Raw genomic sequence first — 26,684 nt, forward strand, 5'->3', positions numbered from 1 at the left:
TTATTCTACTTCCTTTCTTCTCTTTTTACCGAATATCAATAATATTGCACCTGCAAGCATTGCTAATACCATTGGTACTAATGCCCACCAATATTTCATGTCTAAGCCGGTCTGAATCTTATCAGATTTCTCTACTGCGGTAAATCCAAGATAAGCGTTCTTATGATTGTAACCATCAAGCTCATATTTAAGCTTGTAGTAACTCTTAGCCTTTCTTGGAATTGCCAATGTAATTGTTGGAGTAATACCTGTTGTTACCTTGTCCTTAGCACCCTTAGAAGTGTCAGGAGCAAGAATATTAACCTGTTTGCTTCCAAATATTACAAATTCATAATCCTTAGTAAATGAACGTTCATCCGGTTTTTCCATTGTCAAACGATATTCATAAGGTTCATTATTTTCATCAAGAACCGGAAGATTTTCAAATTTGAAGAATCCTCTCTTATCTGTAACAACTTTTCCACCTGGATACTTAACAAACTTGTCATCAGATTTCTTCTTGTATAATAAGTAAACATCTTTGTTTTCAAATTTCTGTTCACCCTTATCAATAATACCATCTGCATTAGCATCTTCAAATACAATACCTGCAATGCTTCCTACTCCGTAAGGAATAATACCTGCATCAAGTGATTCTACTGAGAATCCGTATGAAATATTATAGCCGTCTACGTTGTAATCAGCCGGTGTTGTGTTATCAGCTTTATCTGCTAAAATCATCAATGCCTGTTCTGTTTCCAGATAGCCTGTCTTTTCGTTCAAGTCACTCTTGTTTCCTTCAGCTTCAACATGGAATTTTGTAACTCCATACTGACTTGGGATTTCTGAAACCTTAACACGATATCCGTATACTACCTGTTTCTCATCAACATTTCCGTATAACTCAAGGTTATCGAACTTGTATTTTCCATCCTTGCCAGTCTTCATTGTTACAGGTTCTTCTTCGTCTATCTTAACCCATTTTCCATTGTTAAGATATAACTTTTCAAGTGTAACAGTAACGCCCTTAGCGTATTTCTTTTCATTACTAATTCCATCTCGGTCTTTGTCAACCCATACAAAACCTGAAATTGAGTAAACACGTTTTGCTACGAATCCACCGTTATACTGTTCGCGGTCAATTCCCTTAACAACATCATAACCTTCGATTATGTATGGTGTGTTAGGATTTTCATCATTGTCAGCTTTCTGTGCTAAAACAATACAACCCTTGAATAATTCTTCTCTGCCATCTTCTTTCTTAGTAATTTCGAAAGTATCGCTTCTAAGTGAACTATCCTTATCACCATTGTTCATCTCGTACTTAGTTGTCTGTCTGTCAGATTTGTCAATTACATATACTTTATATCCATACATGTAGTTTGTTCCATCTTCATTAACAAATGTATCAAGATTATCGAACTTATAGTTACCGTCTTTGTCAGTCTTTGTCTTAGCAAAGAATTCAACATCTTCTGTTGTTCCTGTTCCTAACTGACCTGTTGTATTTTCCGGAGCAAGCATCCATTGGCCGTCCTTGTATACAAAACGCTTTAATCCGATTTCTACATTTTCTAACATCTTATCACCATCGTTTATTAAACCATCGTAATTTACGTCATCGAATATAGAACCTGAAATAGCTGCTTTCTTAATTTCAGTGTAGCCACCATTGTGCTTCTTACTATGTTCTGCAAGAATTACGTTGTAACCTTCAACCTTGTAAAGATCATCAATTCCCTTAACATTAGTATCTTCTGTAATCTTGCTTGCGATTACAGTCTTTCCATCAAGCATTTCATTGATTGATGTATCAGCCTTAATAATGTGACCACTTGTAAGCAAGTAACTGTCATCACCGTATCTTGTTACGGCATATCCGTCAGGATCTTTAATTACCCATACTTCATAACCGTATAACTTATTAGATCCTTCTTCTTTCTTGTGTGTGTTCAAATTACTGAACAGGTATCCACCGTTGGCATCTGTTGTTGTAGTGCTTATGAAGTCCTCCTCATGAGTTGGTACCCACTGACCGTCTTCATATACAAACTGTTTAAGTCCAACTTCAAATCCTTCAAAGAACTTGTCGTCTTCGTCAATCTTGCCATCGTAATTTACATCTTCAAAGATTGTACCGCTTATTGAACCTCTCTGTTCTTCAACATAGCCTGCGTTGTAATTCTTATCATGTTCTGCCTTGATTACGTTGTAACCTTCAGCCATGTAAATATCATCAACGCCCTTCTTATCTTCAGCAGTTGTTGCCTTGTGAGCAACTATTGTCTTGCCATCAAGCATTTCATTTAAGCTTGAATCTGCCTTTAATATCTGTCCACTTACAAGTAAGTAACTATCGTCACCGTATCTTGTTACTGCGTAGCCGTCTGGATCTTTTATTACCCAAACTTCATAACCGTATAACTTATTAGTTCCGTTATCCTTCTTGTGAGTATCAAGATTATCGAATGTGTATTCACCATTCTTATTTGTCTTTGTGGTACTGATAAATTTATCATCATGAGTTGGTACCCACTTGCCATCTTCGTATACAAACTGTTTAAGTCCAACTTCAAAGCCTTCAAAATACTTGTCGTCTTTGTCAATCTTACCGTCATAGTTTACATCATCGAATACTGTACCACTTATTGAACCCTTCTGTTCTTTTACATAACCTCCATTGTAGTTCTTAACATCTTCTGCCTTAACTACATTGTAGCCTTCTGCAAAGTAAACATCATCGATTCCTGTAACGTCATCCTTATCTGTAACCTTGTGAGCTACAACTGTCTTACCATCAAAGATTTCGTCAAGCTTTGTATCAGCTTTTACAATCTGTCCACTTATAAGTAGATAACTGTCATCACCATATCTTGTTACGGCGTAGCCGTCTGGATCTTTTATTACCCAAACTTCATAACCGTATAACTTATTAGTTCCGTTATCCTTCTTATGAGTATCAAGATTATCGAATGTATAATTTCCATTCTTATCTGTTGTAGCTTTTGCTATGAAATTACCTTCATTTGTCGGATTCCACTTGCCATCTTCGTATACAAACTGTTTAAGTCCAACTTCAAAGCCTTCAAAATACTTGTCGTCTTTGTCAATCTTACCGTCATAGTTTACATCATCGAATACTGTACCACTTATTGAACCCTTCTGTTCTTTTACATAACCTCCATTGTAGTTCTTAACATCTTCTGCCTTAACTACATTGTAGCCTTCTGCAAAGTAAACATCATCGATTCCTGTAACGTCATCCTTATCTGTAACCTTGTGAGCTACAACTGTCTTACCATCAAAGATTTCGTCAAGCTTTGTATCAGCTTTTACAATCTGTCCACTTATAAGTAGATAACTGTCATCACCATATCTTGTTACGGCGTAGCCGTCTGGATCTTTTATTACCCAAACTTCATAACCGTATAACTTATTAGTTCCGTTATCCTTCTTATGAGTATCAAGATTATCGAATGTATAATTTCCATTCTTATCTGTTGTAGCTTTTGCTATGAAATCACCTTCATTTGTCGGATTCCACTTGCCATCCTCATATACAAACTGTTTAAGTCCAACTTCAAATCCTTCAAAGAACTTGTCGTTTTCATCAATCTTACCATCGTAATTTACATCATCGAATACTGTACCGCTTATTGAGCCTTTTTCTTCTTTGATGTAGCCGGCATCATAATTGCTTGCAACCTCTGCCATAATTACATAGTAGTCATTTACATTATAAGTATTATCAATACCTGTCATGTCATCCTGGTCTGTAATCTTATGAGCTACAACTGTCTTACCGTCAATTATTTCCGGTGTATCTGTGTCATTCTTAAGGATGTGATCGTTAACGAGTAAGAAGCTATCCTTACCATATTTTGTCTTAGCATAACCGCTTGGATCTTTAGTTACCCAAACTTCATAGCCGTATAACTTGTTCTCACCATTTTCGTTTACATAAGTATCAAGATTATCGAATACATAATGACCATCCTTATCTGTTGTTGTCTTAGCAACATACTGACCTTCATTATCTTCTTTCCATTTTCCGTTTTCGTAAATAAAACGTTTTAGACCAATCTCAACACCTTCGAATAATTTTTCATCACTATCAAGTTCACCGTCGTAATCCTCATCATCAAATGCGGTTCCTTCGATTATACCTTTTCGTAATTCTGTATATCCTGCATTGTAATCTTTAAGGTGTGACTCACGTACAACGTCATATCCTTCTACTACATACAAGTCATCTAAACCACCAAGAGTTTCTGAACTTGCTTTTCTTGCAACAACTAACTTGCCATTAAACATTTCATCTAATGAAGTGTTTTTCTTAATAACCTGACTGTTAAGTAATACTGCACTGTCATCAGTTCCGTTATTACTCTGATATCTTGTTATACCGTAACCTACCGGTTTGTTAACAACCCAAACTTCATATCCGTAAATATGTTTGTCTCCGTTGTCTTCAACAAAAGTATCAAGTCCGTTAAACTTATAATTTCCATCTGCATCTGTTACTGTTGTTGCGTAGTAATCATCGTCTCCCTGAGATAATTTCCACTGTCCATTTTCATAAACATATCTCTTTAAGCCAATAGTAATATTTTCGAATTTACCATCATTCTTATCAATGATACCATCTACATTCTTATCATCGAATACACAACCTTCAATGCTACCCTTTGCGTACTTAACAAATCCAAGATTGTAGCCCTTACGTGGAATGCTGATTGTACAATCATAATTTTCCACAATATGAGAACGTTCAGGATCAATGTCTGTAATCTTCTTAGCAATCATTGTGTTTCCGTCCATTAATTCGCCAAGTTCAAGGTTTGGATTCTTATCACCCTTAATAACCTGCATGCTGTTAGCAATTAATGCACTGTCGTCTTTATCGTTATTTGCCTGATAATATGTTGCAGCCAATGTCTGCCCTTCATCGTTTACAGGCATTTCTAATAACCATACTGTGTATCCATAAAGAATTGGATCATCTGTTGTATCTTCATGTGATGGCAATTCTTTAAATGCATAATAGCCATCTGCATCTGTTACTGTTGTAGCGTAATATGTGTCTCCGTTTTCGTTTGGTGCTTCAACCCACTTCTTAGTTGCAACATCATACTTATAACGTTTAACGCCAATATTTACACCACTTAGTAACTTATCCTGTTTTGTTACGTCAGTTTCATCTGTATCGTACTTACCATTGTTATTGTTATCCTCAAATGCAATACCATCAATATATGAAGCGTCCTTGTCATGCGCAACAAGTCCCATATTGTACTGCGTTAAATCTCTTCCAAGTGCAATATCATAATCACCGATTATTGTTGCACTAGCAGGTTCTGTTGATGGTTTTGCTGCTATAACATAGCCATCCATTTCTTCTTTGTCAGTTCCTGCGTATGGGCTGCTTGCAAGAGTCTTGGTTATATCATATTTTCCACCATTCTCTTTGATTAACGCATTACTATTCTTAACGACTCCGTTAGCCTTATGTTTAGTAACATGATACTCATCAGGAATAATATCCACCTGGAGTTTGTATCCAGCAAGGTAATTCTTATTATTAATTGTTACCTGTGTTGGAACTTCGATTTCATATTTTCCGTCTATGCTTGTAGCATCAACTATGTCTGTATATGTAACAGCATTGCCGCTTACAAGATACTGTTTCCACTGACCGTTATCATAGTAGTATGTTGTTGCTGTAACAACCATCTGTTTGTTACCAAGGGCATCCTTAATTTTCTGTGTAAATTCGTCTGCCTTTCCATCATCACTACTATTAATAATTCCATCATAGTTGTAATCTTCAAATACATTACCTGTAATTGTTGATTCCTCGAAAGCATGATATCCTGCATCGAGTTTTTCATAATCCTTAGATGTTACAAGATCATAATATTTATCCTTATAGTCTGTAACATATGCTAATTCATTTACTTTCTTTGCAGCACTGCTTCCATTAACTGTTCCCTGACCGCTAACATTACCACAACTGTCTGCAACGATAATATAGTCATCGTCCTTTGTAAGTTCCTTATTCTTAAGGTCACTACCACGCTGTGTGTCAGGATCATATGTTCCATACAATGTAGGTCCATAGGTTGTATTGTCAGGATCTTCTGCCATATAAACCTTGTATCCTGCAAGATAATACTTGCCGTCTTTATAAACAAATGTATCAAGATTATCTAAGTTATATTCTCCATTACTATCTGTTACTGATACAGGGCTTGTATATGTAGTATCTTCAACCCAGTTTTCAGTTCCACTTGAAACACTGTCAAGATAGAAACGTTTGATAGTAACTTTCTGTCCAACCATACCTAGTTCATTACTATCCATAATTCCATCATAGTTGTCATCCAGCCAAACCTTACCTGATACTGAGCCTTTTTCAAATCTAACCAATCCGGCATCACTTCCATCATGGTCTGTTACCTTGTTTACATCAAAGTAACCAAGATCATTGTGAATTAAATATTCACTCTGGTTATTAAGAGATGCGTCTCCGTATTCACTCTTAACATCCTTATCCGGTATCTTCTTAGCAGTAATAATGAATTCATCATCTTCATTAAGCATTAATTCATCATCTGAATTCTTCCACAAATCACTATCTACATCTGCTGCTACATTTCTGTATTTTGTTATGCCATAATGTAAGTCATCAATATTTGTATTAACTCTTACCTTATAACCAACTATACATTCTGTTCCGTCTGCCATTGTTGCTGTAGACTTCACATCAGTAAACTTGTATGCACCATCTGCATCTGTATTAGTTGTAGTTGTGTATTCACTAAACTTGCCTGCATCCTTTAAGTCTGCATCCTTAAGTTTCTGCCACTTATTGTTGTAGTATACATATGGAACAAGCTGTAATTCAAGATTTTCAATTCCAGGCTCGTCAACTTCGTTGCCGTCGTCATCTGTATACTTATCCTGCTTACCGTTATAATTCTTATCTTCCCAAACAACACCGTCAATTTCAGCATCATCTTTTGTAATAAATCCAGCATCGTACTCTGTAATAATAAGTGCATCTGAAATATCATAATCTTTTCCATCTGCTGTAAGTTTATAATCATCTAAAGTGCTGTCTGTAGCTTCACCTGCCGGTACAACGATATCATCTGTAAGATATCTGTAGTTGCCTCCTGTAAGTGGTAAATCACTGTCAGATAATCCGTTGTTCATATAGAACTTAGTTGGGATGTATTTCTTACCTAATGTGTCAGAAACCTTATCAACACTACTCATATCTAACTTAACCTTGTATCCACATAAGTATCTGTTATCACCAATCTTATATGAAGTATCAACAATAAATGTATATGATGAGCCCTGACTTTCGACTACATCATCGTCATCATCATTTATTCGAATCCACTTACCATTGTCGTAATAGTATTTCTCAAGTACCAACTTAATTCCGTCAATACCCGGTTCTGAAACAAGTAATCCATTTTCATCAATGTACTCATTTCTAATACCATCGTAGTTCTGGTCTTCAAATATGTATTTACCAATAGCACCAACACCTGCCGGTACATAACCGAATCCTAATCTATCGTATGAACCATATCTACCATCTACACAATTTCCCATATCGTAGTCATCTGACTTTGGAAGAACTGAGAATATGTTAGTTGTATTCTTATTAAGATTCTTGTTGTATAGTAAATCGTTATCCTTCTCATATTGAAGAGCCTTGGTACTTAATGTTACCGGTGATGGTTTGAGTATGTCATCAATCTTACCTGTGTCAGCAATAGCTATGTAGCTTCTGTATGGATATAACGTTGTACTGAAATATCCATTACTGTCTGTACAAATAGTTGTCTTATTCTTAGTGCTTATCTTGTTACCATTCTTATCATATGCCGGTACCATTGTACCATCGGTCTTAACTTCATAAATATAAATATCTACATTTTTAAGTCTCTTTTCTGCATCATCCATCTTACCGTCAATGCTGTCTGTAATTGTCTTTCCAGCAGCATCATACTGAATATCCATCCATGAATATCCACCGTATTCAAATGATGGGGCAACACCTAAATCATAAGATGTCATCTTTTCATCATAATCCTGATAAGTTGACTCATCTGTACCAATAGCATCAATTTGAATTGCATCTTTTGTCTGGATAGTTAATGATTCAACCTTTGCACTATCACTTGGTTCATCACCTTTGCCTGTTGCTCCTAAATCTGGAAGGGTATCATTTGCCTCTCCTGGACGGTATACGTCAACAGATGTACCTGTAACACCTATACTTCTAGTTGTAAGAGCATATTTATTGTATTTACTATCCTTAGGGAATGTATAACGTAATTTATATTTTCCCGGTTTAATATTTGAAATAATGAAATATCCATCATTACCATAAACATCTTTTTCTGTTGTATACGACATTGGTCCGTATGTTGTATAAATTGATGAACCCATAGTATCTGTTTTAATCTTACCTGTGCTTTCGTCAATTACACAATACTTGCCGTCTTTTTCTACAACAGCTTCACCTAAACGGTTTACTGGATATCCGTTTTCTGTAAGAAGTTCAACTTTAACTCCGTTAATACCCGGATCATCAATTTCACCGTCATAATCTAAGTCTTTTGTCTTCTTCTCAAGTAACCATCTACCCTTACCGTCACGCTGGTAATAATCTGCTTCGTCTGTAAACTTAGCATTATAGCTTTCATCTAACCAAACATAATGTCCGATATAACCTCTGTCAGATGGAGCTGTTAAGCAAACACCTGCATTTGGTGATTCTGTAACCTTGTCATCTCCTGACTGAGCTGTGAAACTATTCCAACTATCTGAATCTGCTGTATCCTGTAAGATTGTTTCTGATTCTTCAGAAATACAATTCTTGCTTAATGGAAGGTTAAGTGGTGCCTTCAAGTCATATGATAAAGACAACTTAGCCTTTGTACTTAAATAGTAATCATCTGTAGGCTCTACATAAATTGCCTGTGCATGTTTTTGAAGTTCCTCAAACTTCTCAGGATCAGATGTCTTTAACTTAAGTAAATCTGATAACCTTACAAAATACCTCTTCTTTTCATTAATAGCAGAAGTTGTTTTACCTCTGATTGATTTATAGAAATCAACTGATGATGTTTGTTCCAAAGTTGGTAAATCTGATATATCAGTCTTTTCTATAGTATTTCCATTGTACTTAAATGGTCCTATCCAAACATTTACATTGTTTCCATCTGTCATTGTACTTGACGAGCCATTTGCAACTGCTTCAATCTTAATTGAGTCAAGATTTAACCAACCACGCCAGTCAGTTCCTCTTGATGTAGAGAAGCCTGTAGGTGCATACAATTGCGTATCGCCTACAAATGGAAGTACATCATATATAATCGGTTGCCTATACCCCTTCTTACCTAATACCGGTTCTGGGTTATAGATAGATGATGTAAAGCTGTACTTCGTACCTTCAGGAACAAGTGCCGGTCTGTCAGCTCCGGTTCCCTTTTCAGACATACCGTAACCATATTCAGAGAAAGCTCTCTTGTTTCGGTTAAATGCCTGTGTACCTGCGAAACCTACGTTATTTACAGATACAGTAATTGTATTTTCAATATTGCTTTTACCATTATCGTTAACATCACGAGTGTCAATTTCATATGCATAATTCTTAACGTTCTGTGATACAGGAATTGATGGTTCAAATGCACCTGACTTAAATCCGTAACCTTTTGAGCTTAATAACTCTGACTCAACCATTGTATTTTCATCAGTAGCTACAGGTAACATATAGTCAACTACCATTCTCTGACCCGGTTCAAGCTGTCCATCTGCTGTCCATCTTATAAATCTTCTCTGTCTCTCATACTTAATTCCGGCAATCTTTTCATACATATTCATTGATACTGAAGATATCTTACATTTGTCTTTGCTAACAACATTGCCGTCTTTATCTTCAACATGCCATGACCAAACTGCCTGTGAGTCATCGAATGTTTCCGGTGACTTAAAGGTTGGAGCTAAGGAATTCTTCCATTCATCACTACCATACTCTACTTCATGGAAGTATTTGTATACCAAAGGATCCTCTGATTCTACTGCTGAACTTAAGTTTTGAATAACTGGTAACAATGCAACAACCTGTGGGTTAGATGCATAGTCTTCTTCAACCTCACCAACATCTGTTTTTGCGATTTCCTCATTATTCAAGTTCTTTAATTCAATGCTGTACTTAAGCATATTAGATGAATTGTTAATTGTTATGTCGTTACTCCATCCAAACTCAATGTCATTTGTATCTTTGTTTCTTGAAACCATGAAGTATTGATTCTTCATATCAATTTCCATTACCGGAAGTTCTTTTGCTATATAATATCCTGCTCTTGAGCGTTCAGAATCTGCACACAACTGTGTATCATCATATTTAGCCCAACCTGTAGCAAAATGATTTACATGTCTTCTGGTTTCACTTAAGTGGCTTGCAGTCATCATAACAAAGGCTGCATTACCAATCTTGTTCTCGTCATCATATTCATCCTGATCGTTAGCTGTTGATACAACTGACTCTGGAAGTGGATCTAAGTTGTTATGTTCAGGATCAACATCATTCATTTCCTGCTTACCATCTGTATCCGAATCAGCATCAATGTCTAATCTAAATCCCTTAGGAACAACATATTCATCTTCATCAGAAGAAATAATATAACGTACCTGATATATTCTCTTACCTAAAGAAGTTCTATTACCATAAAGTTTCTCAGATAATTTTCTAATATCAATAATTGTGTTTTTGTCGATGCTAACTCCTTTATCTGAAGTTCCAGCAATCTTTTCATTATACAACTGAGTTAAGTTCAACCACTCACCTGCATTACTGTTCTTAACATCCTGATAAGTTGCACCATCTGCTGCATCATCTACATTATCATTACATAATGCAAGTACCTGTACTTTCAGGTTCTTCTTTAGTGCTTCTCTGTATGCTTCATCGCCACAGTTTTCAGGAATTTCCCAAACACCTGTACCTATAGCATATATCTGTTTTGATATACTATCTTCATTTACAGGTGCTTCTTCCTTAGTTGCTAAGAAAGTTGATCTAAATGGTATACGCCAATCTACTATGAACTCTCTTACAGCACTACCTTCATTTACAGCCTGATCCATATATACAGACAGTCGAACTGCGCTCTTTACTATTGGATCATCAATTGTTCTATGTGAACCACCTAATATATCAGGGTTATCCACTTCTCTACGCTGAACTGATGTATCAAGTCGTACTGTTGAATGTGGTTTTAATAATGTTACAATAGCTGATTCATCTTTTGCGTATTTATCAGAATAATCGCCGTCACTATCATAATCAACTTCGTTATCCTTATCGTCCATAGCTTCTCTTTCATATAAGATACCGCCATCATCTAAATCAGTTAATGCATCAAAACCACCATCCGGATTTGTACCTTTTAGGTAGTATCCATCTGCATCATCAAAAGTTACATAACCATCAGCCTTAAATTTATTATCCCATACGGAATCATTCTTCCAAGCTTCATCTGATGTTTCTATTTCTGAATCATCAAGAACATTGTTTCGTACCTGTGTTTTAACACCTACTACCAACGTATCTTTGTATGCAAAGTAACCTGGTAAATGTTTTCCATGTACATAATCACTATAAATTGGCAATTCATCTGTATCTTCATAATCTCCAGCTGTACATACCTCAAATGTAATAACCTGTTCATTATTGTCATTGTAGTGTTTATCTACAACTTTCAATTCATAACCATGTTTTTCAGCTTCGTCTATATTCATCTTAACAACGGTGCCATCAGCCTTCTTGTATATAAGATATACTGCGTCGCCTTTTAACGGTACTGCTTTTACAATAGATGGTAATACTACTGTAACCTTCATCTTAGCATGAGAAATATTTCCTTGATAATAATATTCATCATCTTTTACTTTGTCCGCGCCATTTACAACTTTTACATTGTAATAAAGGTCATCCATGTACTGTACAGGTTCATCTTCTGAAGGATAATACTCATAAATATCATCCTGCCATTCAGGTGAACGTGCTCCTAAATTGTCAACCGCATCCGCTGCATTTTTAGAAACAAACGTCTTATTTTCAATAACCGGATATTTTACCCTAATTCTATTCGATGTCATAACACCTGCATTTGAATCTACACATCCATTATCTAAGTCTGTACCTTTATCTTCTGAACGCAAGTAAACGTTTTGTCTTAATTCCGGATAATCTTCAAGACTTAATTGGTCTCCATTTATTTCCTGAATCTGATTATCTTTCTCATAGTATCGTTTATTACCTAACTGATCTGTTGCATCAATTGCTGAATCACTACCAAGATTACTTGCTGTTGGTACCTTTGGTAACACTGCCTTAGGTGTACCTGACGGCATATCATTGTAATCTCTGTTTGTTTCTGCAATATCAAGTCTTGAATCTTTTAATGTACCTGTCCAGTGATATCTGTCCTGCTTATTGTATTTATATACATATGAGTCAACAACTTCATTACCTACATAGTAAGGATTTTCCATTCCTGTTGATTCAGCAACCTGCTTGTTTTCAACATCTGAATCAATCTTAAACTTGAAGTTATTCATTTCACTGGAAATGAAAGTTCTATTTGACTGATATTGTTCTCCTAGTCTTTTGTCCTTTGTTCCATCTTTAGTATTTAGATCAGGATTATCTGCTGTAAAGAACTTAAATGAAAATACTCTTGATGATTCTGAATCAATCTTAGCCTTCTTCTCATTTCTGATGCTTACTTTTTCCTTCTGCTTAAAGGTTATCTTGTATCTTCCTTCCAGAGTACCATCTTCACCTTCTAATTGAATGTATTCAACAGTAGCTTCGTAAAGTTCCTGTTCTTCCTGATATTCTTTTAAGGTATCTAAGTCTGCGCCGTTATAATCTGCACCTCTTAAGGTCCAGTCTAACTTCTTCTTAGCATTTTCCTTATTATCAGTAGTAAACAGATTTCCATCTGTATCTTTTGGTACTATACCTGCCGGTAAAATATTTGTAACTACAGGATGATATAGCGTTCCCATATTTCCACCGTCTGTTGCATAAGTATGTCTTACCTTAAATGTCTGATACGTTGTGTAATTCAGCAACCACTCTGGTGCTAAAGTATTAAGCCAGTATTTATTTTCAACATGAATGTTCAATGTTGATGTTTCACCTTGCGGATCAACATAATAATCTTGTGACTTGCTACCATTAATATTATCTTCACCAACTGTAGTCCAAGTTCTTATCATTGGTTTTCGCATATGAGCACGGGTTCCTGTACTTGCATAAGTATTACGAACACCGCTTGAGAAAACTTTTCTATCCTCTACACTAGCAGATGCTGCACTGTCTGCATCTTTTCCCTGACTTGACACCTCCCGGTTCGTAATATTCATACCGTTAATGTAAGGTGTGTTTGGGGAACCGTTAAGGAAATAGTAGTTACTATCTCTGTGATGGTCATCATGTACATAGTATGTATTCCACATAAAGTCCATTCCATATTTTTGGGTACTTACCGGTTTTGGCATGTCTGTCAAATAATTATTTCCCCAAAGTGAAGTTGTATCATAAACCTGATAGTAAAGATCCTTAGTTGTATCAACAGGTTTAACCATTACTTCGTCGTACCAATATTCATTCTTAGGTGTAGCATACACATGAGATGGAATATTTACATACATTGCATAACCTGTTTCATCTCCTCTATTAAACCATTTTTTAAGTGGCTTAGTTATTGTTATTCTAAGAACCCAAGAAGTATGTTCATCTTCACTATAATAAGCATCTTTATTTTCATAACTGTCACCACTATTATTCATAGTTGATGTACTAAGAAGTGGATCTCTCATAATGTTTGGTGTTAAGTAACCTTGCTTATTGTTTGGACTTTGAATTACTTCTACCTTAACATCATTTTCAATATCAATATCACTATATACAGGATTCTTACTTGTTCCACTGCTTAAAATTTCAGCCTTTAAGTCACTAAAATCAGGATTACCGTCCTTGTCTAATTTAGGCTCTATACCCTGTGGCATTACATATGTAAACTCGAGACCACTTTCAATGTCCCAATCACCGTAGTTATATGCTCCAATACGTGTTGTGAAGTCCTGATCATATTCCAATGTTGTAATGGTATCATCATTTAAATTTCTTATATAATCATTAAGCTGGTTGTGATCCGAACTATAATACCATTTATAAGCTGTATAGTGATCATCCCACTGTCCGTTACTATAGTTTGTTGGCAAATACTCCTGTGATTTCAAGTAATCATCATCACCAATCATCTGTGAACTTGCCAGCAACCACGCTGTCTGCAGATGAAGTCTTGATTCTGTCCAAATAACCGCATCTTCATGATTTCCCTGCCAGTTCTTGTCTCGCACTCGCAGTACCATAAGCTTATTATAGTAATCTCTGGAGTAACCAGTAACTGAACCATTTCTATAGTTTTCACTTACAGGAAGTTGATTGTATTTACCTGTTGTACGTGTTGGATCATAATATGTCATCTGCTGATTATTAGCAGTACGCATATCCTGATCTTTAAGATAGCCGTTGTTTCCATATTCGTCATAACCGTAATCTGTAGACGTTTCATTTGACCCAGGCATATAGGTAATAGATTCCTTCAAATATTCATACTTGTCAATGTTCTTATTTCTTGTACCACTAGCACCTACATCATGATAGAGATAGTTCATGTCCATCATATCATTTTGATTAGCAAATCGTGTGCTTAATGAACCAATAGTCCCAATATATGGATATGAATAACTGTATGACCAGTAGAAGTTCTGCCACTGGTAATACTCACCCATCTTTGGATAGTAATCCACATAAGTTTTCTGAGTACCATCTTCATTATTACGTGTTGTATAAGCTAAAGGCAAATCTTCTTTTCTGATTTCTGCCTCATAATACACTTCTAATGTTTCACCAATTTCTAAGCGTGAACCATCATCAAACTGTATCTGATATACGTTAAAGTCAATTGATGTTGTGTCTGTGTTTTTCTTAGTTCCATTAAATATCAGATCTGTGTATGCATGACCGCTACCTGTATTAGAAGCTCCGTCATTATAATTCTTTGTAGTAACAAAATCTCCACCATAGTCTGCTGCATCACTGAATTTTGTTTTCGTAATAGTATACTTTGGTATTTCCGAATCATCTTTCAGTGTACCATCTGCATTATACCATTTTATCTTAATCTTATTTGCATCAAGACCTGAAGTAGTAATGTATTCAGGAATTTTGTCAAACAATGCAGGATTCAATAATGCACCCTGCGGATCAGTTTGTCCTCTCTTATTGTTAATTACAGTTGTCTTATACCAAACTTTGTCACCAGGTCGATAACCTTTTATCTGTTCAGCATTAGCATTGTATTTAACTGCTGCGTCATCAGAATTTTTAAATATTTGTGTGTGAACTGTAAGTATTGGTCTTTCTCTTGTAATTACCGCTGTTGTACTTCCGTATATTGTTGCTGTAGAAGTATCTTCATATTTAGTATCTGTTGTTGTTTGATTTTCATCAGTGTTGCTAATGTCTTCATCATGTATATGTTCAAACGCACAACTTGCTGATACTCCTATAGTGAACTTGTCACTGGCAGTTGTGTTTTGCTTCTCAGCAGCATTTCTAGTGTCACGATATCTACCAATACCATGAAGTTCGAATGGCTTATCTGCTGTAGCAAATGTAATTTCTTCTGCCGGTACATCATAATATGTCCATCTAATAGATACTGCATCCTTTAATAAGAAGTAACCTGCATCTATCTGAGCTTGTGTGATTGTATCACCTGTTAATACTTTATCAGCCTCTACCCATTGAGATGTATACTGTTTATCTGTATAAATACCAACATCTGTTCCTATTGTCTTACCTGATAAATCCTTGTAGAAACAATATTCAACCTTAGCCTTCTTAGTTCCTGTAGAATCCATCTTTTCAGGATAAGCAAATTCCGGTTTTTCTGTTAAATCAAATCCCTTAAACCATCTACCATCATTTCTGCTATTAGTTAAGAAAGATGTTGTATATGTAATAGATGATAATTTATGTATTGTGCTATTAGTTACAGCTCCCTTATTTGGGCCATACAACTTAGCAATCATAGGTCTTTCATCTATGTGTGGATTTGTATCTTCATTTCTACCCGGTGTCTCATATCCGTCAACATATACTAATTTAGGTGTCAATGAGCTATTGTAATAAGTTATGTCACTCTTAATAGTTCCAACATAAGAACTTTCATTATTATAGAAAGAACCATAATAGCCACTTTGACCATATAATCTGCCATATGTTACATTATCCCCACTATCATTGTAATATAATGCATGCTGTGAATATGTATGTTTTGGATGTGTAGTAACATATACATTTTGTACAATATTCTTACCTTCAAACGGTTTTACTTCCTGTGTTAATTCGGTTATGACAACAATCTTAATATTTTTACCTTTAGTTATTTGATTGTATTTTTCATCTTTTGTTAAATCACCATATGAAATGTTTAACTGTTTGTAATTTGTATCTGTATTATCACTTGCCTTATAGTAACGCTTGTCCTTAACTATACTTACTGTGTTGCTTCCACTGGTTGCCTGTGCAGTGATATCTTCATTTCCTATATCAGAGTCATTCTCTAATATGTACCAACCAATAATTCGCTGACCATTTGGTACAATGAATCTTACATCAGGATGATATACAGGAATTGCTGAATCATCTGATGCTCCCAAACTAATCTGGTACTCAATAAAGTCATCAGGTAATAATTGATTTTTATTTAATGCTACTTTAGTTTTACCATCAATGTCGTAAGCGAATGAATTTGTACTATCTGAAATTTTTGTTTCACGTTTCATTGAAACTTCAAATGTACTTACAAGGTTCTTTACAACATATTCTGTGTATGTACTTGTGCCTGTAACATATCCTGACCATCCCCATGCATCAGGTTCCTGTGTTGTAAAGGTTGAGCTTACATAGTTACGTGCATGTGGCCAACTTGTTGTAAAGCTATCAGGACTATTAATTATTGTTGGTGTTGAATCATATGTCCATGCATTAGCTTCAATGTCATCCTTATTTCTGTCAACATAAACACCATCATAAGAGAATGTGTTTTGAGCATTAGCTAATGTAACGTCAGCCAAATTCTCTTTGTTAACATTTAAGAAATCACCACCATCTAATATAACTTCTCCTACACCTTTGAACTTAATTACAAATGAATCTACAAATTCTTTATAATACTGTGAACTGTCTTTCTTTGTATTATTAGGTGTAATCTTTGTTAATGTATTAACACGATCTCTAACATATTCATTTACATCAAATACATACTGCTTATTTTCACTGTCATAGCTAAAATAATTATGTTCAGTATCTGTAAGCAATGCTTTCAATTGTGCCAATGTGTATGTAGTGTCACCTATCTTTAAGTAATCTACATTAAACCAATCACCAGTTATAAACGCCTCTGGTATATAAATATGTTTAAGACGATAGGTTGAGTCCATACTATTCGTAACAGTGGCACTATCTATTTCTGCGGATCTTCCAGATTCACTATTTGTATCCTGACGGTTCCAAACTTTAATATTAAATTTAGCAAGATTAGGTGTCTTGTTGTCACTCTGATAGTCATATATAGTATTGCTTTTATTTCCTACTGAAATATTAACACCCGCCTGGAACGGTATTCTATAGGATGTAATCAAAGCACTGTCATTATTAGAAGTATATGGTTTTGTGCTTTCCTGCATATAGTTGTCGCACTTCATATTGTTCCAATCATTAAGTGTGCCTGATGTTTTAATATTATCATCAGTAATTCTATATATGTCACCACCAACATATATATCAGGTAAAGTGTCTACTCCATGATTGTGTGAATCAAGCAAATCCTCCATATCCTTCAACTCTGCTGCATAGTCAACATCACCGCCTAAATCTTTTAGGTGAATTTCATATTTTGTAATATATTCATCATCACCTAATACGATAGAACCTGCTGTATTTCCTGTAACCTGTGATGAGCTACTGCTTTGTGGATACACTACAGGTATTTCATAAAATGTTCTACTTGCTGTAGTATGTACCTTATGTTGGTCACTTCCCTCAACCCGTCTATTATTATTGGTTGTGTTTTCTTTTTCAATATCTTTCCCCTGTATAGTAATTGTATCCGTTATGTTAGTATCAGTCACATTGCCATCTGTATCTAGTGTTGATTTCTTCTTATATACAACCACCTTGTCAATATATTGTTGTAAATCTTCTGAAATAAGAATCTTCTTTGCTAAGAAACCATAATAGTTTGAATCACTATCAGGTCTAACGTACGGTAACGTATCTGTTAATACAACTTTATCAGTAAAGGAATGTTTTCCTGTCCAGTTGTAAGGGTCATTATAAATCGAATAGTCATCTGAATGACCTGTTGACCTATGTTCATCCATACAATCTTGTGATGCTCCATACGGAGTTTGCACAAAACTAACTGAGTATTCATTGTATAATGAGAACTTAGCTTTTCTGTCCGTCTTGGTCTTTGGTGTTTCATGTACACCTTTCACAATACTGTTCTTTTCCGGATGTACATAAACCTTTGCTGTAGTAAACAAATGTCCCGATTTATAAGCTGCATAATTATGTACACCATATGACATACATGTTTTGTAATAATCTTGCCATGACCAAAGCGAACGATAAGCTGCATTTGCCGCATCAATACGGTTAACTATGCCATTTCCGCCTGCCAAATCTGACGAAGCAATGTTAGTATTATTCATTCCATTTGGCTTTCCTTCATCAGTTCTCTTCTTTGCCTGAGAAAACTGACGTTCAGTATAACCGCCAATATCCATCTTTGTGCTTGCTGTAGCATCAGCCACACCTGATTTAAAGAAACGACCCGTTATCTCAAACATATACTTAGTCTTTTCATCATTAAAATTATACCAAGTACCATAGTCTGCATTTTTAGCAACTGTTTCACCATTCTTCTCTTCAGAAGCATCTCTGTTAATTTTTAGAGCAATGACAATTTTGTCTACAGCCTTATCTGTCTTATAGTCAATCTTAGGACTTCTATATATACCATATTCATCGCCCAATTTACAAAGATTTAATCTATAATAAGAATCCTTTCCATTAGTTCCTGTGATTTTTTCTATAGAATCTTTCCAGTCGGACTCTTTTACTGTAGTCCAAGTATCATTATCGTCACCTTCACGATGAATTTTTATTTCCTTAATATAGTCATATGCATATGGATGCACCTTTAAATAATATGCTTCAAATGAATTCGATGGCAAATTAACCGTCATTTCAACATCTACTGCTGTGTTCATTGACTGTGTATACACATAATCATTCGGAGTACACTTTGCATTAGATGTATTTGGTACCATATCATACAATTCCTGATGATTTGCATCATTCGGATAATTGCTTCCCGAATTCAAATATTGTCTAAAGTCTAATAAATATGAACCTATTGCTTTATAACCAATATCTAATTCATCATTATCTGGATATTCATCAGTCCATCCATAATGAGAGTGCTCCAATCGCATATGCTCATATGAATCACTCACTGAGTCAAAACGTTTACCATTATCGTTATTGTCTTTATATCCTGCAACCATTGTTGTATCAAAATACATTTTACTAACTAATGCCTTTGCAGTATCACGTGTTGTAAATATATAGTCATCACCACTGTCTCTGAATTCAGATAAGTAGTTCTTTCCATTAACTTCCATTTCATTCCAAGAATTAATCTTAGAATCTAAATAACCGTATAATGTAACTCTGTGTTTTTCATCAGCTGGTGCTTCTCTTGTGGCTCTGAAGCCCTTGCCTGTAATAATCACTTTCTTAAGATTCTTGATATTCATACCGAACTCAGTATATATCTTCTGTTCATCTATATAAATATCTCCGTCTACAACCACACCTTCAATTACACTCTGACCGTCTTCAGATATTAACTTGCCGTTTTTATAGTCTATATTAAAGACTTTTCCCTGGTCGCTATCTGCATCATATAATGTAAGCTTTTCTAACTTTTCGTACTGACCTACTAATTCTTTACTAATTCTAATTCCTGTAGTGTGGAATCCTGTGTTGGCTTCATCACCCTGTTTGTTGTCATTAACAGGCAAGTCAATAATAACATCAAAGTCATCTAATTTTGATCTGCATATATTTCCTATATCAATTGTATAGATGAAATCTCTGTCGTATGGTATACCTAACCACTTATCAGTTTTATCTCTATTATCTGCATCAGTTTTTGTTGTTCCATCTAAATCATAGTAATGAACATCTGCATGTATTTCCGCATATGGTTCCTGAATGTATAAACGATTTGTTAAATCTACAATGCTCTTTGTATCTGCCTCCACCTGCATTGTCTTATCATCAGGTGTGAAGTTCATAACAGCATCAAGATTATTGAACCATTCTGTTCTACCATCAATTTGAATTTCCATCTCAGGAGTATCTTCGTCCTTGCCTCCTAAGAAGTTGTTCAAATCAATAACCATATACTTCAAATATTCAATCTGAGTATAATCTTTCAACTCAATTGTAATTGTTCCATCCTGTGATACAGTCATGCTGTCAAATGGAATAGTAACATCTGCATTGTCTGCACTTGGATCTTTGTCCCAATTCCAGAATCTAATCTGTTTAATGTCTGCCACATTTTTGAAGTTCTTAATAGTAATTGTTTTTGTTAAGAAACCTCTTATATCATTAGACTTTGTTTTACTTCCAACACTACTTGATAAGTCAATTGAAATTTTTGCTTCTTCTGAATATGATGGTGTTGCATTACTAACAAAGAATTTGTAACCAGCATTGTCAATTCCCTTTGGAACTTCAATCTGATTAATCTTATCCTGTTCCTCAGCTCCACTTGCCTTGTTTTCATCTGACTCAATATGCTGTCCGTTTTCAATATAATCCTGACCATAACTTATGCCTTTAATAACAGGATTAATATTTCTAACGATTAGTGTTGCTTCATCTTCAGCACTTACATTCAAATCCTCATCTTTATATTTAGTTGTAAATGTACCTTTGACTATTGTGCAGTCATACTTTTCTTCCTCAGGTATGTCCTGATCATCTTTTTTATTGTCATCTTTTTTATCGTCATCTTTTGATGTATCTTTCTCTACCTTAGGTGAAACTAAATTTGCAATTCCTTCTAATAATATGTAAACATCTTCGTTATCCTGAGTTATTTCTATTTTGTCTAAAAAGCTCTTCATGTCTACAGTAACATTAATAAGTTCGCCCTTATCTTTCCAGACGCTTTTATCTATATAGTAATTTCCGTCTGCATCTTTACTCAAATCAGATACCTTTAATGTAATGTCAGGATTTGTGTCTGCACTTGTGTGAAGTGTTATAGAAGATATCTTCGCCACTTTATCTACTAATCTCTTCGACAAAATAACCTTGTCTGTAATAAAGCCCTTTACCTTTCCAGCTTTATCATTGTATTTTGCCAGTTCACCAGAATCAAACTGTCCTGGCATAATCTTTGAAACACTGTCGTTACCTAACTGATAATAAATACCATAGCCTTTTGTGTTAACAGGTACTTCCATAGGATCTTTTTTCTCATATCCTGTATCAGTTTTCTTAACAACTTTTGTATTAATCTTAGGATCAGCAACTATTGCCTGAATGGACGCTGTAGATTTATCTAATTCTTTTAAATCTTTTCTGTATCCATCCTCACCTTCTTCTGAACGTTTGCTTGGATCACCAACCCATCTTTCATAAGAAGTAACTAAGTCGTTTGGATATTTTTTACCTTTACTTACAACACCATTGATTGCCACTCGACCATCAAAGCTTTCTCCTGCTTCAATACGTTTTTTGAATTTCAGTCGGAAGTGATAGTTATATACACACTTCTTACCTGTTGCTTCAACCTTCTGTATATAGTCATCAATTAAGTTTCCTAACTGTAAGCTCCAAGCTTTGTGTGTTGAGTCTGTCAAATCCGCATCTGGTTCCATTTTACCTAAAGTAACATACTCTGACTTTGGATCTCCTGTACCGTTAAGATTATCATAAGTTAGGAATTCAAACTGAACTGTATTATCCTCATCAAACCAATCTGCAAGTTTCGGTTCGTCCTTGTCAGCATCTACATTGAATATTGCAGATATTTTGTTTAGTTCAAAATCTTTATCAATGGAGTCAGTTGCCATTGCATTGAACACCGGTATATTTCCTGTGTTTTGGAAATGTCCAAGATAGTAATCTACGGTATCATTAATAGCAACTTCTTTTTCGTCTTTTTCAACCTCCTGTTCTACACCGTTTACTTCTTCCGTTTCTGTAACAAATTTCTTGCCTTGGAAGTCATCAACTGGTGCTATAAATCCCCAATTAACATTTTGACTAACTTTTGTCCAAGTATATCCCTCACCAAAAGTTATAGTGTTATATACCTTAATTGGAATTCTAGATAATTTATCAATAGGTATATCTGTGCTCATAGGAAGTGATACATAGAATGTACGATGATCATATCCTGATGAATCTTCATGCTTGTTTACTCCGGCTTCACTGTAAACCTTACCATTTTTTTCAAAATAGATACCTCCATCTTTTTTGAAATAATATGGCATTGACTTTAACTCATTTCCCTTATCATCTGTGATGTTAGTGAAATTAGTCATATCCCATTTTTCCATCGCAGCCTGACCTGATTCAGTAGACTCTAGTTCAGTAACATCATAAATCATGATGCCACCCTTGCCGGGAACACCTACCATAAGTTCATTAGCGTTTTCCCAATTGTCCCATTTATCATTAGCAGTCGGTGAGCCGTTGTTGTACAGGAACTTTGCTGCATTCTCTACATGAAGTCCGCTTTCCCATCCGTCTACGGCTTCAAAATCCGTCGGTGCTTTAATTTGGAAGTTGGAAGAATCATAACAGGAATCCGTATCCTTAGATGTATTTTTTATTGTAATTTTATAAGTTACATAATTGTATCTATCCCAAAGAACATTCTTAGGTGCAACTCCTACGATACTTGTTGTCCACTCTAAGTTACTACAAATCATAGTAAATATAGCAGCAGTATCTGTTACTGTAGTTGCATCCTTTTCGTAACCATCATATATATTTCCACTATAGTCTCTATAGGTTGCATAACCGCCACCCAGCTTAACTATACTCGCTGAGTTTTCAGGCATATTTCCTTCAAACCACAAGTTCACAGGCAGTACCGCCTGTTTTCCTGCAACAACATTACCTGTATTTTTAACCCTTACCTTAGTTCCCCAATAATGTTTGTCCTGAATATAATCCCAATCTAATGGTGTGTCAGATGTAAACTCTGCCATAACCCTTATAAGACTTTTATCATTTTTAAAATCTTCATCAGTTAGCTTTGCGGCCTCCTCTGATGGAATGAGTGTAAGCTTGTCATTTACAATACGAAATACCGGTAATTCCAATTCAAAGTACATTCCTGAAGCTCTACCGTTACCATTCAGGTTTCCTACAAGGTTTACCTTAATATGATTCTCATATCCACGTCCTAACAACGCTTTGTTCTTACCTTGCAGACTATCCGATACTTCATTGTCTCCATTCGTATTATCCTTATCTGCGTTAATACTACTACCACCTGACTGATACACCATTGAGAATTCAATTCCCGGTGTCTCCCCATTACCATTTTTGGAAGCAGCGTATGTGATTGGTGTGGATTGTCCAAACATGGATGTTACCATTGACAATACCAATAGCCAACCTGTTATTCGTCTCACTATCTGTTTCATAATTCTTCCTGTCCTTTCGTGCTTTATCCTAAAGTTTAGTATTCTTCAAATTTATTTTTTCTATATAATTAGTAAAATCAATTTATTCAAATATGGCATTTTGAGTCAAAAAAGACCCACTTAACCATTTTGTTTTACTTCTATTTTATAGGATTCGCCATTTTTTTTCAATAAAAGAACATATACCGTTCACTTTTTTGTCACATCTTACAATTTTGGCATTGAAAAAACGTTGCAAAAAAATGTTTTTTATTAATTTTTATTGTTTTTTATTTTTGGGGAAACGTTTTTCGTTCTTTTGTATATTGTTTAGATATTTTTTTGTCTTTTCTTGTCTATTTTTTCATTTTGTTTTAACGAAAAAAGCCTGCGCATCTATTACTATTAGATACGCAGGCTATTTAAGCTTAATATACTATTCTATTGTTCTCTAGAGTTATTTCCAAAATACCAGCATCTGTTTAATATAATAAAACAGTACTGGCGAATCATATTTTATATCGCTCCATTCCGGAGAGATTGCAACCATGGCTGTTATTGCAAAAGATGCTATGGCAAGACCAATCATTATTATTGTTACATATCTTTCAATGCCTTTCTCTCTCGCCTTGGAATACATGATAAGAACCACATATATAATAGGAAGAAAGAACATCCAGGCATAATCAATAGAATATCGAAGTGACGTTCCACCCATTGTGGTTGTTATATAACACATTGCAAAAGCAACTACCAAAGCTGTCATTACGAAGCCTCTATTTCCTGTTTCTTTTATGATTCTTCTGCTAGCCCATGGCACTAGGGTAAGCAGCCACATTACAGGATAGGCAAATATTCCCATACAAGCCATACTGTAGAAGAATCCCATGTAATCACTACTTTCTGTTGTTGCATTAAAGTATGGAAAAACCGAGCTTACACTTGGTTGCATCAACAAGCCTTTGCTTATTGCCACAGGAAGTTTTCCAATATCCGTTATATGATAGTAGCTTGTATCGTACACTGTCAACTGATACCTTGCTCCAAACTCTGTAATGCTTCCGAAGCGAATATAATTGTAATACATTAGAGCAATTCCAATTACCAAATATGGCAATGCAAACACTATTATCTCTTTTATATTTTTTTTGGAAAATATTGCCTTAAAATAATTGCATCTTTTGTGTTCATTTCCACTTGTCTTTCCAACTTTATTTATTCTATTATATCCACCGTTTGTTGCCAGTCCATTTAGAACTATCGGTGCAATAATAATTGACCCTAACACAAAGTTTGGTCTGCATCCTACTGCCAATGCCATGGAAATTGCTCCAAGCAGAAGCCTTTTCTTTTTAATTCCTTTTTCAGTAAAGGCATTAAGTATGCAATCAATCCCCATCAAAGCCAAGGCAAGTGCAGATATTGACGCCGCCTCATAGAACTTGCTTCCGTTAATACTATATAATAGGAAGGAGCTACTAATGAAGCACACAACCAAACTTGCGATTACCCACACATTAACAGGCTTTTTCCAACGGTTGACTATCGTCATTATTAGCTTGCACATAAGAAGCATGCAAATAACGCACATCATTAATACATATATTTTCGTGCTAATCAGTGCGCCCGTTACCATATAAATAGGAAGATATACAAACAGCACAGGCACAACACCAAAGTAGCAATAATATTTTCCTTTGTAAAAAGCTCTGTCCCACTTGTATTTAATATTGCTTCTTTGCTTCCATTCGTATGGGTTCTTTAACTTGTTAAGTTGTTCAATCTGACTTTGCACAAAATAGGTTCCACTACTACTAACACCATTTATGTCTACTTTTCCATTTGCCAGCGCCACTGTTAATTCCTGATAAGCGTCCATATCGGTGCTAAAATCAAATCCGGTTAGCCGTCCTGCATAATCAAAACTAGCATTAGTCATGCCCGCTAGCAGAACCACAAATCCAACCTGAAGAATCATTATTGTAACGAGTATCTTCCTATTATAATGTATATTTTTTGTTTTATTTACAAACTCAATGCTTCCTGTGAATCTTATAAGGGTAAAAAGCATAATAAAAATCATCATAACTATAGTTCTAATAGCATTAAATTTAAAAGCCTTACTATAATTTACTTTCACATATATTTTACTTATAGAAGATTCTACCGGAACCTCTAAGGTTAGTTTTACAGAATCTGTTTTCCCTGCAAAATGAGTTTTTATATGTCCTGTAGATGCAAGTCCATTTACAAGTGTTACATTGCAGTCGGCTTTCGCGTATTCTACAGTGTTCGCCTCGTCCTTATAATAGACCTTACAGTTAGCAGTTTTCTCTGCTCCATCCATAGATAGGTCCAAATCTTTAATTGCACAGTCGGCATACACAATAACAGAATACAAACGTGTTTCCCCTTCCTTGCTTACTTCCACGTTTCCGTTTTCCGCCTTATTCTTTTCTACTATTTCATTGCTGTCTGAAGTTACGGTGTTTTCAAGTGTCTTAGTATCAAACATTACAGCAAACTTTGGATTATTGTTTTTCTCATAGCTTGTGAAATTAAAAGTAAAAATTTCCAATACCACTGCTGCAAGCAATGCCTGCGCAACCCAGAACATATATCTGTTATATTTTTTTAGTTTAATCGATTTCTCTATTTTTCTGTTGAAAATTTTGATAATAAGAACCCCCAAGACAATTCCTATTAAGAACATTAAATATTGCATTTTTGCTCCTTATTGTTTCTGTAACAATTTTACTTTTGATTGGATTTCCTACCCATTGTCATTCTATTGCTAATGT

The 26,684-nt window shown here is 35.2% G+C and carries 2 protein-coding genes; both read right to left on the reverse strand.

Annotated features, from left to right (window positions below; translation table 11 throughout):
- Positions 1–23,904 (reverse strand): hypothetical protein, encoded by a 23,904-nt coding sequence (locus ACZM4J_RS03865; RefSeq protein ID WP_489485647.1) that lies wholly within the window; start codon positions 23,902–23,904, stop codon positions 1–3.
- A 436-nt stretch (positions 23,905–24,340) separates the two neighbouring features.
- Positions 24,341–26,608, reverse strand: coding sequence for a hypothetical protein (locus ACZM4J_RS03870; protein WP_022165410.1), 2,268 nt, complete (start codon positions 26,606–26,608; stop codon positions 24,341–24,343).
- Positions 26,609–26,684 lie beyond the last annotated feature (76 nt).

The organism is Eubacterium sp. (assembly GCF_057858645.1).

What these genes read in the sequence shown, in the direction of transcription:
- ACZM4J_RS03865 (WP_489485647.1), bottom strand. Translation starts at nt 23,904, where the DNA reads ATGAAACAGATAGTGAGACGAATAACAGGTTGGCTATTGGTATTGTCA.
- ACZM4J_RS03870 (WP_022165410.1), bottom strand. Translation starts at nt 26,608, where the DNA reads ATGCAATATTTAATGTTCTTAATAGGAATTGTCTTGGGGGTTCTTATT.